Source organism: Streptomyces sp. TAA486 (assembly GCF_000426165.1).
On the sequence record NZ_AUEV01000009.1, the window covers coordinates 268,361 to 282,613 of the forward strand.

Sequence of the window (14,253 nt, forward strand, 5' to 3'; positions counted from 1 at the left end):
CGGGGGCGGAGGCGTCGCGTTGGTGCGACGGGGGCGAGCCAACTCGGTGCGCGGCGCCACTGTCAAGAGTATGTAAGGACAACGTTTCATACGGACGTAAACCGGGGATCCGGTGCCCGCGGTCACCGTAGCCGCCGAACTGCCTTGTGGGCGGGGACGTCAGTATGTAAGGACAAATCATTGACAGGTTTTGCCGTCAGCACTGACGATGAGGAGGCCGACCGAGGGAACGACCCATGAGAGGGCATCCATGGCAGTCACGGAAGAGCCGCACGACGTCGTCACGATGGGCCGCATCGGCGTCGACATCTATCCGTTGCAGACGGGTGTTCCGCTGCCCCAGGTCGAGACGTTCGGGAAGTTCCTCGGTGGCTCCGCGACCAACGTGGCCGTCGCCGCCTCCCGGCTGGGCCGCTCCAGCGCCGTCATCAGCCGCACCGGGAACGACCCCTTCGGCGAGTACTGCCACCAGGCGCTGCAAGGCTTCGGCGTGGACGACCGCTGGGTGACACCCGTGACGAAGTACCCCACGCCGGTGACCTTCTGCGAGATCTTCCCGCCCGACGACTTCCCGCTGTACTTCTACCGCGAGCCCAAGGCCCCCGACCTCGAACTCGTCCCGGACGACCTGGACTTCGGCGCGATCGCGGCCGCGCACATCTTCTGGGTGACGGGCACGGGCCTGTGCGCCGAGCCCAGCCGCACCACGACGCTCACCGCTCTGGAGGCCCGTGCGGAGAGCCGGATGCGGCACCCGGCCGGCACGGACTCCTACGTCCGGACGGCCACCGTCTTCGACATGGACTGGCGGCCCATGTTCTGGGGCGAGGGCGGCGCGACCACGGAAGAGGACGTCATGGCCGAGGCGCGCCCGCACTACCGCCGTGCCCTCGCGAACGCCACCGTCGCCGTCGGCAACCTCGACGAATGCCAGGTCGCGACCGGCACGCGCGAGCCCCAGGCATGCGCCGACGCGCTCCTGGAGGCGGGCGTCGAGCTCGCCGTCGTCAAGCAGGGCCCAAAAGGGGTGCTCGCCGCACACCGCGACGGCACCCGCGTGGAGGTGCCGCCGCATCCGGTCGAGGTCGTCAACGGCCTCGGAGCCGGCGACGCCTTCGGCGGCTCGCTGTGCCACGGCCTGCTCGCCGGGTGGGACCTGGAGTACCTCATGCGGTACGCGAACGCCGCGGGCGCGCTCGTCGCCTCCCGGCTCGCCTGCTCCGCCGCGATGCCGACGGCCGTAGAGGTCGAGGAGCTCCTGCGGGGCTGACGGCCGCGCCCCGGCACCGACCCCGCGTCCGTCCGCGCCCGCGGCCAGCACGAAAGCGAGCAACCGACTTGAGCAGCATCAGCATCTGTGACCTCGTCGCCGTACGGGCCCGGCACCCGGAGGCGATCGCGGAGGCTGCCGCCGGACGCGCCCGCCGCTCTCTGGTCGGCGAGAGCGGCCGGTTGATGATCGTCGCCGCCGACCACCCCGCCCGCGGGGCCCTGGGCACCGGCGGCAGCGACCTGGCCATGGCCAACCGCGCGGAGCTGCTGGAGCGACTGGTGCTGGCCCTGTCCCGTCCGGGCGTCGACGGCGTACTGGCGACCGCCGACATCCTGGAGGACCTGCTGCTCCTGGGTGCCCTCGAGAACAAGATCGTCATGGGGTCGATGAACCGCGGGGGACTGGCCGGCGCCTCCTACGAACTCGACGACCGCTTCACGGGATACCGCGCCGAGGACATCGAACGGCTGCGCTTCGACGCCGGCAAGGCGCTGCTGCGCATCGACTACGACGACGCCGGCTCGCTGGCCACGATGCACTCCACCGCACGCGCCGTGGACGACATGGCGGCCCGCCGGCTGCCCGTCTTCGTCGAGCCGTTCATCTCCCGCCGCGTGGAGGGCCAGGTCCGCAACGACCTCAGCGCGGAGGCGATCACCCGCTCCATCGCGATCGCCTCCGGACTCGGCGGAACCTCCGCCTACACCTGGCTCAAGCTCCCCGTCGCCGACGACCCCGACGACATGACGTGGGTGTGCGAGACCTCGACCCTGCCGGTCGTCCTGCTGGGCGGGGAGACCAACGGCGACCAGGAAGGCGCGTACGAGAAGTGGCGTACGGCGCTGCGGCTCCCGTCCGTCCACGGGCTGGTGGTGGGACGGTCCCTGCTCTACCCGGCGGACGGCGACGTCGCGGAGGCAGTGGACACCGCGGTCGGGCTGCTGTGACCGGCCACGCCGCCATGGGTCGAAGCCGCGCGAGCGGCAACCCTGGCAGGAGACGCACGTACGGAAAGGGCCCGAGCACGGCGAGAGGGCCGTGGCGACGACACGGCCGAGGAGGGCGGACATGACGAGCACGACAGGCACCACAGGCACGAGCGAGACGGCGCGCGCGGCCGGGACCCCGGGGGGCTCCGGCACCGGATTCCATCTCCCGGCGGGCAGCACCGGCACACGCGAGTACACCCTCGACATCGACCCGCGGCGGGCCGACTGGGGCTACTCCTCGCTGCGCGTCCTCGAACTGGAGCCCGGCGGCACCCACGACTTCGGCGCGGGGGACAGCGAGTGGATCGTCCTCCCGCTCAGCGGCGGCTGCACCGTCGCGGCCGAGGGCGAAAGGTTCGAACTGCACGGCCGCACAAGCGTCTTCGACGGCGTGAGCGACTTCGCGTACGTACCGCGCGACGCGGAGGTGAGCATCACCAGCTCCGGCGGCGGCCGCTTCGCCCTCACCGGCGCCCGCTGCACCCGGCGGATGCCGGCACGCTACGGGCCCGCCTCGGCCGTCCCCGTCGAGCTGCGCGGCAGGGGCAACTGCTCGCGGCAGGTCAACAACTTCGGCGCCGCCGGCGTCTTCGAGGCCGACCAGCTCATCGCCGTCGAGGTGCTGACGCCGGGCGGCAACTGGTCCTCGTACCCGCCGCACAAGCACGACGAGGACCGGCCCGGTGTGGAGAGCGAACTGGAGGAGATCTACTACTTCGAGATCGCCCCGCACCACACGGACTCCCGCACCGTCCCCGGCATGGGCTACCAGCGTGTCTCGCCCTCCGGTCCGGGCAGCGGCACCGACGTGCTGGCGGAGGTGCGCGACGGCGACGCCGTGCTGATCCCCGACGGCTGGCACGGGCCGTCCATCGCCGCGCCCGGCCACGACATGTACTACCTGAACGTGATGGCCGGACCGGGTCTGGAGCGCGCGTGGCTTATCTGCGACCATCCAGATCACGCCTGGATCCGAGGCAGCTGGGAGGAGCAGCCTGTCGATCCAAGGCTGCCGCTCTACCACGCACCGACTGTGGAAGGAGAGACGGGCGAGTGAACTCCGTACCGGGAACGGACCGCCGCACGGAGGACCGGGCCGGCGTCCCTGCCGAGGGGCGGCCGCGCACCGTACGGCTCACGGTCGCGCAGGCACTGGTGCGTTTCCTCGCCGCCCAGTACACGGAACGCGACGGGAAGCGCCACCGGCTGATCGACGCCTGCTGGGGCATCTTCGGCCACGGCAACGTCGCCGGAATCGGGCAGGCACTCGTGGAGAGCGGCCAGGGCGACGACGCGCCGCTGCGCTACCTCCAGGGCCGCAACGAACAGGCCATGGTGCACGCGGCTGTCGGCTACGCCCGTCACAACAACCGGCTCTCCGCCCACGCCGTCACCACCTCGATCGGCCCCGGCGCCACGAACCTCGTGACGGGCGCCGCCCTCGCCACCGTCAACCGGCTGCCGGTCCTGCTCCTCCCCGGCGACATCTTCGCCACCCGCACCGCCGACCCGGTGCTCCAGCAGCTGGAAGTGCCCAGCGCCGGCGACGTCTCCGTCAACGACGCGCTGCGTCCCGTCTCCCGCTACTTCGACCGCGTGCACAGGCCGGAGGCGCTGATCCCGGCGGCGCTCCAGGCGATGCGGATCCTCGCCGACCCCGCAGAGACCGGGGCCGTCACGCTGGCGCTCCCCCAGGACGTGCAGGCCGAGGCGTACGACTGGCCGGAGGAGTTCTTCGCCGAACGCGTGTGGCACGTACGCAGGCCCGGCCCCGAGGCCACCGAGGTCGCGGCCGCCGCCACCGCCGTACTGGCCGCCCGCCGGCCCTTGATCATCGCGGGCGGCGGCATCCACCACAGCGAGGCCGAGGACGCGCTGCGGGCACTGGCCGACGCCACCGGCATCCCCGTCGCGAGCACCCAGGCCGGCAAGGGGTCGCTGCGCCACGACCACCCCTGCGACGTGGGCGCCGTGGGCCACACGGGAACGGCTGTCGCCGACGACCTGGCACGCGCCGCGGACCTCGTCATCGGTGTCGGCACCCGCTACAGCGACTTCACCACCGCGTCGAACACGCTCTTCGCCGAGCCGGACGTGCGTTTCCTCAACCTCAACATCGCCCCCTTCGACTCGCACAAGATGGGCGCGCAGACGCTCGTCGCCGACGCCCGTGCCGGACTGGAGGCGCTCAGCGGGGCGCTGCTGGGGCACCGGGTCGCGGCCGCGTACGAGGAGGAGTACGCGCAGGGCAAGGCGAGTTGGGAGCGGGCCGTCGATTCCGCGTTCGCCGCCAAGGACGAGGGCGCGCGCCCCACACAGTCCCAGGTGCTGGGTGCGCTGGACGGAGTCGTCGGTGACGACGACGTCGTGATCAACGCCGCGGGTTCCCTCCCCGGCGACCTGCACAAGCTGTGGCGGGCACGCTCGCCGCGCCAGTACCACCTGGAGTACGGCTACTCCTGCATGGGCTACGAGATCCCCGGCGCCATCGGTGTCCGCCTCGCCGCACCGGACCGGCCGGTGTGGGCGCTGGTCGGCGACGGCACGTATCTGATGCTGCCCGGCGAGATCGTCACGGCGGTGCAGGAGGGCGTCAACATCAACGTGGTGCTGGTGCAGAACCACGGCTACGCCTCGATCGGCGGCCTGTCCGAGCAGACCGGTGCCGAACGTTTCGGCACCGCGTACCGGTACCGCGCGCCCGACGGCACGTACACGGGCGAGCCGCTGCCCGTCGACCTCGCCGCCAACGCCGCCTCGCTGGGCCTGGAGGTCATCCGTGCGGAGACCGTCGGCGAACTGCGCACCGCGCTCGCGCAGGCCCGCGCCTCCGACCGGCCGACGTGCGTCTACGTCGAGACCGACACCAGCCCCTCCGCGCCGGCGCCTCCGGGCGCCGCGGCCTGGTGGGACGTCGTCGTCGCCGAGACCTCGGGCCGCCCGGCCGCCCGAAGGGCGCGCGAGGAGTACGAACGCCACGCGGCGGCCAGGCGGCGCCACTTGTGAGCAGCCCAGGAGCCCAGGAGCCCAGGAGCCCAGCGGCTCAGGGGCCGACGAGCCACAGTCGAACAGCCCTTCATACGACCGGACTTCGAACCCACGATCAAGAAAGTAGGGCCACCACATGAAGACTCTCGGACACTGGATCGGCGGCAAGGCCGTCGAATCCGTCTCGGGAAACGTCGGGCCCGTCTACAACCCCGCCACCGGCGCGCAGCCCACACATGTGGCGCTTGCCTCGGCCGAGGAGGTGGACTCGGCCGTCGACGCCGCACGGCGTGCGTACGAGGAGTGGTCGCAGAGTTCTCTCGCCAAGCGCACGGCCTTTCTCTTCAAGTACCGCGAACTCCTCGACGCCCACCGCGACGAGATCGCCGCGCTGATCACCTCCGAGCACGGCAAGGTCCACTCCGACGCGCTCGGCGAGGTGGCCCGCGGCATGGAGATCCTCGAACTCGCCTGTGGCATCCCGGAGAAGCTCAAGGGCGAACTGTCCACGCAGGTCTCCTCGCGCGTCGACGTCTCCTCCATCCGCCAGCCGCTCGGAGTGGTCGCGGGCATCACGCCGTTCAACTTCCCCGCGATGGTGCCGATGTGGATGTTCCCGCTCGCCATCGCCTGCGGTAACACCTTCGTGCTGAAGCCGAGCGAGAAGGACCCGTCCGCGCCGTACCGTCTCGCCGAACTCGCCGCCGAGGCGGGCCTGCCGGACGGTGTGTTCAACGTCGTCAACGGCGACAAGATCGCGGTCGACCGGCTGCTGTCCCACCCGGACGTCGCGGGCGTCAGCTTCGTCGGGTCGACGCCGATCGCCAAGTACATCCAGACGGAGGCCGTCGCGCACGGCAAGCGGGTCCAGGCGCTGGGCGGTGCGAAGAACCACATGCTCGTACTGCCGGACGCCGACCTGGACTTCGCCGCCGACAACGCCATCAACGCGGCCTACGGTTCGGCCGGTGAGCGCTGCATGGCCGTCTCCGTCGTCGTCGCCGTGGGCGACACCGGCGACGAACTGGTGGCGAAGATCGCCGACCGCGCTCACAAGCTGCGCATCGGCCCCGGCGACGACCCGTCCTCCGAGATGGGCCCGCTCATCACCCGCGAGCACCGCGACAAGGTGGCCTCGTACGTGGGCGGCGCGCGCGAACAGGGCGCGGACGTCGTCGTCGACGGCACCGGCTACACCGTCGAGGGCCACGAGGACGGCTTCTTCCTCGGCGTCTCCCTCCTCGACAAGGTGTCCGCGGACATGGACGCCTACCGGGACGAGATCTTCGGCCCGGTGCTGTGCGTCGTACGGGCGGACAGCTACGACGAGGCGATCAAGCTCATCAACTGCAGCCGGTGGGGCAACGGCACCGCGATCTTCACGCGCGACGGCGGCGCGGCCCGCCGCTTCCAACTGGAGGTCGAGGCGGGCATGGTGGGCGTCAACGTGCCCATCCCGGTGCCGGTCGGCCACCACTCCTTCGGCGGCTGGAAGGACTCCCTCTTCGGGGACCTGCACATCTACGGCAACGACGGCATCGCCTTCTACACGCGCGGGAAGGTCATCACCACGCGCTGGCCCGACCCCGCGGAGAGCGGTGGGATCAACCTGGGCTTCCCCACCTCGTCGTAGGACGCCGCGGGCCGAGCCCATTCGGCCCGCATGGTCCGCGTCGGCCCCGTCCGGTTCCTCCGGGCGGGGCCGACGCCGTTCATGGAAGCAGGTCGTCACATCCCCAACAGCCGTTCCGCGCAACGCTGTTAAGGTCCCCGGTTGTGACCGGACCGGACTTCCTCGGCGCCACCCGGACCTTCTACGACGCCGTGGCCCCCGAGTACGCCGAACGCTTCCACGACGAGCTGGCCGCAAAGCCGCTGGACCGCGCTCTGCTGGCCACCTTCGCCGAGCTGGTCCTGAGCGCCGGAGGCGGGAAGGTCGCCGACCTGGGATGCGGTCCGGGCCGCATGACGGCACATCTGCGCGAGCTGGGGCTCTCCGTGTACGGGGTCGACCTTTCGCCGCGGATGGTCGAGCTGGCCCGCCGGGCCAACCCGCAACTCCGCTTCGAAGAGGGCTCGATGACGGACCTGGGCCTGCCGGACGGTGCACTCGCCGGAATAGTGTCCTGGTACTCGATAATCCACACTCCCGGTGACCTGCTGCTGGACGTTTTCGCCGAGTTCCACCGGATGCTCGTGCCGGGCGGCCATCTGCTGGTCGCCTTCCAAGTCGGGGATGAATCCGTGTACTTGGCACGTCCACTGGGCCACCCGGTCTCCCTCGACTTTCACCGTCAGCAGCCGGAACGGATAGCTGAGCTGCTCTGCGAGGCCGGACTGACCGTCGAGTCCCGGCTGTTGCGCGAGGCCGACGGGCGGGGCATGGAGACCACGCCCCAGGCCTTCCTCCTGGCGCGGAAGCCATAGCGGGAGGCGGGCCGCGGGCGAGTTGAAGACGGTGCGGGCGTTCCATCCGAAGATCCGCGACGTGCGCGAACTGCCCGTGCCGCGTGGTCGCGGTCTCTACCACGGCGTACTGGCTCCCGTGACGCACCGGCTGTCTGCCGTACGCAACATCCGCCCGACGATGACGGCGATCGCCGCCTTCGAGTGACCTGCGTCGACCAGGGCACCCGTGCGCCGGAGTTCCAGCGGTCCCCCTGCCGCGCCGGACTCGGGCGATGACATTCCCGCGTACGGGATGTCTGCCCTCCGACTGCACCACCTCGGGAAGATGAAGGTGAACGATGACGAACCTCCACGACGTCCTGGAGACGCACTCCGGCCGGGGAACGGAGCCGGTGCCGGGCGCGGTGGCTCTGGTGGCCCGCGGCAACCACGTCGAGGTGGAGGCAGCCGGTTCCGCGGACACCGCAGGCGTCTCCCCGATGACGAGGGAATCGATCTTCCGCGTCGCCTCGGTCACCAAGCCGGTCACGGCCGCCGCGGCGATGATGCTGGTCGAGGACGGGCGCATCGCGCTCAAGGACCCCGTGGAGCAGTGGCTTCCCGAACTGGCGTCGCCGAGCGTTGTCCGTACGCCTTCGTCCCCGGTCGACGACGTGGTACCGGCCTCCAGGCCGATCACGCTCGCCGATCTGCTCACGTTCCGCGCCGGGTACGGCTTCCCCTCCGAATTCTCGCTGCCGGTCGTGCAGTTGCTGGCCGAAGAGTTGAAGCAGGGGCCGCCTCAGCCCCAGCACGTCCCGGCGCCCGAAGAATGGATGACGCGGCTCTCCCGCATCCCGCTGCTGCACCAACCCGGCGACGGCTGGCTGTACAACACCTGCTCGGACATCCTCGGCGTCCTGGTGGCCCGCGTCTCGGGCCGCACGTTCGACGAGTTCCTGGCCGAGCGGATCTTCGAGCCGCTGGGCATGGCCGACACCGGCTTCGAGGCTCCGGCGGCGAAGCGCGAGCGGCTCGTCAGCTACTACCGGCGCCCGGGCGAAGGTCAGGACGCGGGCGAGGACCAGGACGCGGGGGAGGGCCGCGATCCGGTGGACGGGCCGGCCGGACTCGAACTGCTCGACGCACCCGACGGGCAGTGGAGCAGCCTCCCCGCCTTCCCCTCCGGCGCCGGCGGGCTCGTCTCGACCGTCGACGACCTGCACTCGTTCGCCCGCATGCTTCTCGCTCAGGGCCGGACGGACAGCCGCAGCCTCCTGACCCCAGAGTCGGTGGGGCAGATGACCACCGACCAGCTGACTCCGTCCCAGCGCGAGGCCTCCCAGCTGTTCCTGGAGGGCCAGGGCTGGGGCTTCGGCGGCTCGGTCGACGTCGAGACGGTCGACCCCTGGAACGTACCGGGGCGCTACGGCTGGATCGGCGGCACCGGGACCGGGGCACACGTCATCCCGTCCACCGGAGGGGTCACGATCCTGCTCAGCCAGGTGGAGATGAACAGCCCGTCACCGCCGGCACTGATGCGGGACTTCTGGCGCTACGCGGCGTCGGTCTGACGGTGCCCTGAGCGGGGCTCCACGGTCCTGCCCGCAGGGCGGATGCAGTCGCACCGGGAGCGATGCATGAGCCGGAGGGACCGCACCCCGTCCTCAACTCGCGTCCGCCGCCGCTGTGTTCGGACGTTCGTCCCTGGTGCCGCTGCTCCCGGCGGCACCAGGGTCCGGGCCGGCTGCCGCCGCCCGTGGTTCGGCCTGGAGCAGAAGGCGGGAGTGGGCGAAGCCCGCGCGGAGGTAGGCCGAGACGGCGGCGTCGCTGGAGTGCACCGTCAGCCGCTCCAGCCCCGATTCGCGTGCCAGGGCCAGGACCTCGTCGATCAGCCTGCCGCCCAGACCGGCGCCGCGCTCCTCCGGCGACACGTACACGCACTGCACGTCCCCCGACGCCCGTTCCAGGGCTCCGGGATGCGGCACCCGCTGCGTGACGGCGAGCCAGGCCATGCCGATGACCTCGTCGTCACGGACCATGACCACGCAACTGTGCGAGGACCCGTTCTGCAGCGCCCACGTCACGAACCGGCTCACGAACTCGTCCCGGGAGGTGACGGGCGTCCGTTGCCTCTCCTTCGCCCACTGCCACCGCAGCCGGGCCACGGCCTCCAGTTCGCCGGTCCGGACGGGGCGGATCTCGATGCCGTTCACACGCCCATGGTGCCCCGGGCCGACGGCTTTCGGCGCAGTCCCGTCACTCGGTGACGGGGACGTTGAGTTCCGTACGCAGCTCGCCGGGGTCCATGTCGGGGGTCGGTTCGGTGAGGTAGACCTCCCACATTCCCGGGCCCGTCTTCAGCCCTTGTTCGTGCGTCCAGGCGTAGAGCCGCTCCCACGAGGCGCCCAGTCCGTCGAACGAGCCGTGGTGGACGAGCCGGGCGACCCGCGTCGCGGGGAGGGAGCCGGCGACGACGTCGCCCTCGGGCCGGACGGGGCGGTCCGTCGCGAAGCCGACCTCGAGGACGGCGGTCTCCGTCGGCGGCTCGCGGTAGAAGCCGAACGCCGGGCCTGTGACCGTGACTTGCTGGCGGGCGAGGGTCTCGCCGAGCGCCCGGAACGAGCCGTCGAAGAAGTCCCGCAGCCCCGTGAGCGGCACGACACCACGGACGACGGCGGTGACGGTCTCGCCGACCGTGACGAGTTCGGGTCCGCCGGATGATGGTCCGGCGGGCCGTGATGCGTTGCTGGTCATGATCCTCCCCAGGTGGTGTGCGCACGCGGGTGTGTGTAGGCATGTGCGTTCTGGGACCGACCGGCGGATCGGGTGGAACTCATCGCTTCCGGCGGTGCGGGCCGGCCGTCGGAGCCAGGGCCACCAGGGTCGTGCCGTCGTCCTCCTCCGTGGCCCGCCGGGCGGCGCCGGCGACCGTGCGCCGTGTGGTGCCGCGCACACCCGTGACCTCGGGCATCGGCTCGGAAGCGCCCCCGTAAGCTCGACGGCATGAAGGTCCTGCCCTGGCTCCGTGCGATCGGTGAGACGGCGCGGTCCGGACTGTCGGTGGAGCCGACGGCGCTCCATCCGCTCGTGGCTCTGCGGGGAGCGCTCGGCGTCGCGATCGTCGTCGGGCTCACGCTGTGGGCCGGCTCGCCCGAACTCGCGGTGTCCTCCGCGTTCGGGGCCTTCTCCTCCGGTGTGGCCACCTTCCAGCGGAGCTGGCGGCCGCGCCCCGTGCTGGCGCTGTCCGCGGCGGCGGGGCTGGCCCTGTCGACCTTCGTCGGCTTCCTCGCGGCGGGCGAACCGCTGGCGTTCGTGGTGCTGCTCGCGGTCTGGGCGTTCCTGTCGGGCATGGCGTGGGGGGTCGGACCCACCGCAGGCGTGGTGGCCTCCTCGACCGTGGCCGTCATGCTCGTCACCGTCACCCTGCCCACGACGCTGCTCGGCGCTCTCGCGCACACGGCGCTCATCGCGGCCGGCGGATGTGTGCAGGCGGCCCTGATCGTGCTGCTTCCCGTACGGCGGTGGGGCGAGCGGCGTGACGCGCTCGCCGACGCGCTGGCCGCCGTCGCCGACTACGCGCGCCGTCTTCGCCACGACCCCAGCGCCCCCTTCGATCCCGAGCCGCTGATGACGGCTCGCAGCGCCGCCGCTGTGACCCCGCGCCAGGCGCGCCGGCGACCACGGCAGTTGGGCGGATACCGGGGGCTGGCCGAACGGTTCAGGCCGGTGCTCGCATCCCTCGCCGACCCCGACGTGGGGGCGCCCATGGTGGGGCAGGAGCGGGAGCGCGTAAGGGAGTTGCTGTCGGCGGCCGCGACCGTACTGGACGCCACGGCCCGCGCGATCCGCCGTGGCGAACGCGTGCGCATCCCGCAGGACGCGCTCGCCGTCCTGCAAGTCCCGGAAACGGGGCCGGTGTTGCACGGTCCGGCACGCAAGGCCGCCATGCGGCTCATCGCGCTGACGCAGGAGGCGGTCGACGCCGCGCAGGAACCGGTCGAGGTAACCCGCTCCCTTCCGCTCGTCCCGCGCGCGACGTGGCGGATGCCGGCCAGGCCGGACCGCTCCGAGGACGAGGACGTCTATGTCGACACCGAAGCGACGCCCGAAGAGGCGCGCGCGCCACGGCACTTGACCCAGCCGTCCCTGACCGGGCTCGTGCCTGTCGCGCTGCGCGTCCTCCGCCGCGAGCTGCGCTGGTCCTCACCGGTGTGCAGGCACGCGGTGCGGGTCGCCGTCGCCGTGGCCGCGACCTATCTCCTGGGCAAGGCGCTGCCGCCCGAACACGGCTACTGGGCGCCGCTGACCGTGGTGATGGTGATGCGGCCGGACTTCTCCCGTACGTACGAGAGGGGCTTCGCGCGGCTGGCCGGGACGCTCGTCGGCGTGGCCGTCGCCGGCTCGGTGACCGCGCTGTTGCATCCCCCGCCCTGGGGCAGCGCCGGGCTCGCGGTGGTGAGCATCGGCCTGATGTATCTGCTGATGCGCACCGGCTACGCCATCGTCTCCGCGTGCATCGGCGCGTACGTGGTCTTCCTGCTGAGCATCGCCGGGTCGCTGTGGTCCCAGACGGTGCTGGAGAGGATCTGGCTGACGGCGCTGGGCGGCGCGGTGGCCATGCTCAGCTACGCGGTCTTCCCTACGTGGGAGACACCGATGCTGCGGGACCGGCTCGCCGACTGGCTGACGGCGACGGGCAGTTACACGGTCGCGGTGCTGGACCGCTTCGCCGACCCGAAGGTCACCGCCTCGGGCCCCACGGGCACACCGCTGCCCGGGCATCCCGACCGCAGGATCCGCGAGGCGCTGCTGGACACCCGCGCCGCACGCCAGGAGTGGGACCGGACGGCGTCGCGGGCGGGAGCGGAGCCCGTACGCCACCGTGGCGGACTCTCGCTGCGCTCCGCCGCCGACGCACAGGACGCACTGATCACGACGGGACGCGTCACGATGCTGCTGGAGGCACATCTGCCCGGGCCGGACGCCGAACCCGACCCGGGCGCCAACGAGTTCGCCCGCGCTCTGGAGACCACGCTGCCCGAGGCGTCGAGGACGGTCCGCGAGAAGGAGGCCCCGGACTTCGGCCCGGTGCACGAAGCGCTGTCCCGATGGTGGGAGCGGGAGGCCGGCCGTCCTTCCCCCTCGGTCGCCCTGCGCAGCGCGGACCTGCTGGCCGACGCCCTCGAAGACCTCGCGGACGCGGTGACCTCGAAGTGAGTGGCCGGCGGCGCGCGGCCTGTGGGCGGACGGGACGATCGCGAGGGTCGGACGGATGCCACGGGCCGCCGCCATGACCGGTTCCGGCAGCAGCGACCCCCGCCGGACTGACCGTGCTGACCGAGGACTTGGGCCTCTGGCGGGCCTGCGAGTACGCAGGCGTCCACGGAGTGAAGGCCCCCGGGGCCTGACCGGCCGGTCCCCGGCACGGGTGGGTGGACGGCGTCGGCCGGCGCCGCGAACTCCCCGGCAGCGCGTGCCCGTTCGCCGTGTCCGGTCCGGACGGGCCCGGTCGTGATCTCCGTCGGAGGTCCGGCGTCTCGCCGCCGTCTCCGTCAGCCGTACCCGTCAGACGTCTGGGCGAAGGCGCACGTACCGCACGAGCGGGACGCGGCCGGTGCGTACGCGCACCTCCGCCGTGAGCGGTTCTGTCAACGGCCGCCACCGCACATCCAGTTCGGTGTCCGTGACGGACGCGCCGAGCCGGTCTGCCACGGCACGGCCCAACTGGGACGCGGCCACGGGGGCCAGCCGGGGCGTGGTCAACGCCCGGCGACCGTCGGGGAGTTCGACGACTGCCCCCCAGGGCCGCCGCTCCGGGCCCGTGATGCCGATGAGCCGGGCGTCGGTCGTGTCGGCCGACCTCACCTTCCGCCAGGCGGCCCGGGGGTCTCCGGGGCGGTAGGAGGAGTCCCAGCGCTTGGAGACGATCCCCTCGACGCCCTGCGCTCTCATGTCGCGCATCCATGTGCGGGCCTCCTCCGCGTCGTCCGTGGCGAGCACCATCTGAATCTCCGGGCCCGCCTCGTCCACGACGTCGCGCAGTCGCGGCCAGCGCGTACGCAAGGGCTCCGCCCGCAGATCCGTGTGCGGCACCGCGAGCAGGTCGAAGGCGACCAGGATCGCCCCGGGAGCCGTGGACCTGGGCCGCCTCGCCAGGCCCCGCGACTGGAGGGCCTCGAAGTCGAAGGAGCGCTGCTGCTCGTTCCACACCACCACCTCGCCGTCGATGACGGTGCCGGTGGCCAACTGTGAAGCGGCGTCGACGAGTTCGGGGAACTGGCTCGTCACCTCACGCTTGCTGCGGGAGTGGATCCGCACCCCCTCGGCGGTGACGGCGAGGGCCACCCGCCAGCCGTCGAGCTTGATGGAGTGGTGCCAGCCGGGCCCGTCGGGGACCGCCTCCGCCGGCTTCGGCCGTACGAGCTCCACCGGCAGCCGTACCACGAGCGCACCGTTCGCACCGGAATTCACGGCGCCCAGCCTCACGCTGCGCCACGGGACGGGCGGGCGGCCACGCCGCAGCCGGGCGGGCACTCCACCGCTGTGGCGGAGCGGGGGTGCCGATGAGTTACGGGCGCCGGCCGGGTCAGCACTCGTACGCGACCGACCCCG

The 14,253-nt window shown here is 72.0% G+C and carries 13 protein-coding genes; 9 read left to right on the plus strand and 4 right to left on the minus strand.

Annotated elements, in window-relative coordinates; all coding sequences use genetic code 11:
• Window positions 1–250 precede the first annotated feature (250 nt).
• From iolC to I004_RS0115730, 8 genes are all read left to right on the plus strand, one after another.
• Complete coding sequence (gene iolC / locus I004_RS0115695) at window positions 251–1,270, plus strand: 5-dehydro-2-deoxygluconokinase (protein ID WP_028436284.1); 1,020 nt, start codon at window positions 251–253, stop codon at window positions 1,268–1,270.
• Between the two features lie 68 nt (window positions 1,271–1,338).
• A complete protein-coding gene (locus tag I004_RS0115700; protein WP_037976333.1) occupies window positions 1,339–2,220 on the plus strand; it encodes a Cgl0159 family (beta/alpha)8-fold protein in 882 nt (293 codons plus the stop codon).
• A gap of 121 nt (window positions 2,221–2,341) precedes the next feature.
• Window positions 2,342–3,319 (plus strand): 5-deoxy-glucuronate isomerase, encoded by a 978-nt coding sequence (gene iolB, locus I004_RS0115705; RefSeq protein ID WP_028436286.1) that lies wholly within the window; start codon window positions 2,342–2,344, stop codon window positions 3,317–3,319.
• Window positions 3,316–5,268, plus strand: a complete 1,953-nt coding sequence (gene iolD / locus I004_RS0115710; protein ID WP_078511247.1) for a 3D-(3,5/4)-trihydroxycyclohexane-1,2-dione acylhydrolase (decyclizing) — start codon at window positions 3,316–3,318, stop codon at window positions 5,266–5,268. The genes iolB and iolD overlap by 4 nt, the downstream gene beginning before the upstream one ends.
• 118 nt (window positions 5,269–5,386) lie before the next feature.
• Window positions 5,387–6,883, plus strand: a complete 1,497-nt coding sequence (locus I004_RS0115715) for a CoA-acylating methylmalonate-semialdehyde dehydrogenase (protein ID WP_028436288.1) — start codon at window positions 5,387–5,389, stop codon at window positions 6,881–6,883.
• Between the two features lie 143 nt (window positions 6,884–7,026).
• The gene (locus I004_RS0115720; RefSeq protein WP_028436289.1) at window positions 7,027–7,677 is read left to right on the plus strand and encodes a class I SAM-dependent methyltransferase; all 651 of its coding nucleotides are present in this window, start codon (window positions 7,027–7,029) and stop codon (window positions 7,675–7,677) included.
• A 22-nt stretch (window positions 7,678–7,699) separates the two neighbouring features.
• Window positions 7,700–7,864, plus strand: a complete 165-nt coding sequence (locus I004_RS39495; RefSeq protein ID WP_158677041.1) for a hypothetical protein — start codon at window positions 7,700–7,702, stop codon at window positions 7,862–7,864.
• Window positions 7,865–7,997: 133 nt separating this feature from the next.
• Window positions 7,998–9,212, plus strand: a complete 1,215-nt coding sequence (locus tag I004_RS0115730; protein WP_028436290.1) for a serine hydrolase domain-containing protein — start codon at window positions 7,998–8,000, stop codon at window positions 9,210–9,212.
• Between the two features lie 93 nt (window positions 9,213–9,305).
• Here I004_RS0115730 and I004_RS34160 read toward each other — a convergent pair whose 3' ends face one another.
• The 3 genes from I004_RS34160 to I004_RS39500 all read right to left on the minus strand — a co-directional run bounded on the left by I004_RS34160 (window position 9,306) and on the right by I004_RS39500 (window position 10,612).
• Window positions 9,306–9,854, minus strand: a complete 549-nt coding sequence (locus tag I004_RS34160; protein ID WP_078511249.1) for a GNAT family N-acetyltransferase — start codon at window positions 9,852–9,854, stop codon at window positions 9,306–9,308.
• Between the two features lie 43 nt (window positions 9,855–9,897).
• Complete coding sequence (locus tag I004_RS0115740) at window positions 9,898–10,395, minus strand: GyrI-like domain-containing protein (protein ID WP_028436291.1); 498 nt, start codon at window positions 10,393–10,395, stop codon at window positions 9,898–9,900.
• A 79-nt stretch (window positions 10,396–10,474) separates the two neighbouring features.
• Window positions 10,475–10,612: a hypothetical protein gene (locus I004_RS39500; protein WP_158677042.1), complete on the minus strand. Its 138-nt coding sequence runs from the start codon at window positions 10,610–10,612 to the stop codon at window positions 10,475–10,477.
• A 32-nt stretch (window positions 10,613–10,644) separates the two neighbouring features.
• On the opposite strand from I004_RS39500, the gene I004_RS0115750 reads away from it, so the two are divergent.
• Window positions 10,645–12,858, plus strand: a complete 2,214-nt coding sequence (locus I004_RS0115750) for an FUSC family protein (RefSeq protein WP_028436292.1) — start codon at window positions 10,645–10,647, stop codon at window positions 12,856–12,858.
• Window positions 12,859–13,206: 348 nt separating this feature from the next.
• Here the strand turns inward: I004_RS0115750 and I004_RS0115755 are convergent, their stop codons facing one another.
• A complete protein-coding gene (locus I004_RS0115755; protein ID WP_028436293.1) occupies window positions 13,207–14,112 on the minus strand; it encodes an ATP-dependent DNA ligase in 906 nt (301 codons plus the stop codon).
• Window positions 14,113–14,253 lie beyond the last annotated feature (141 nt).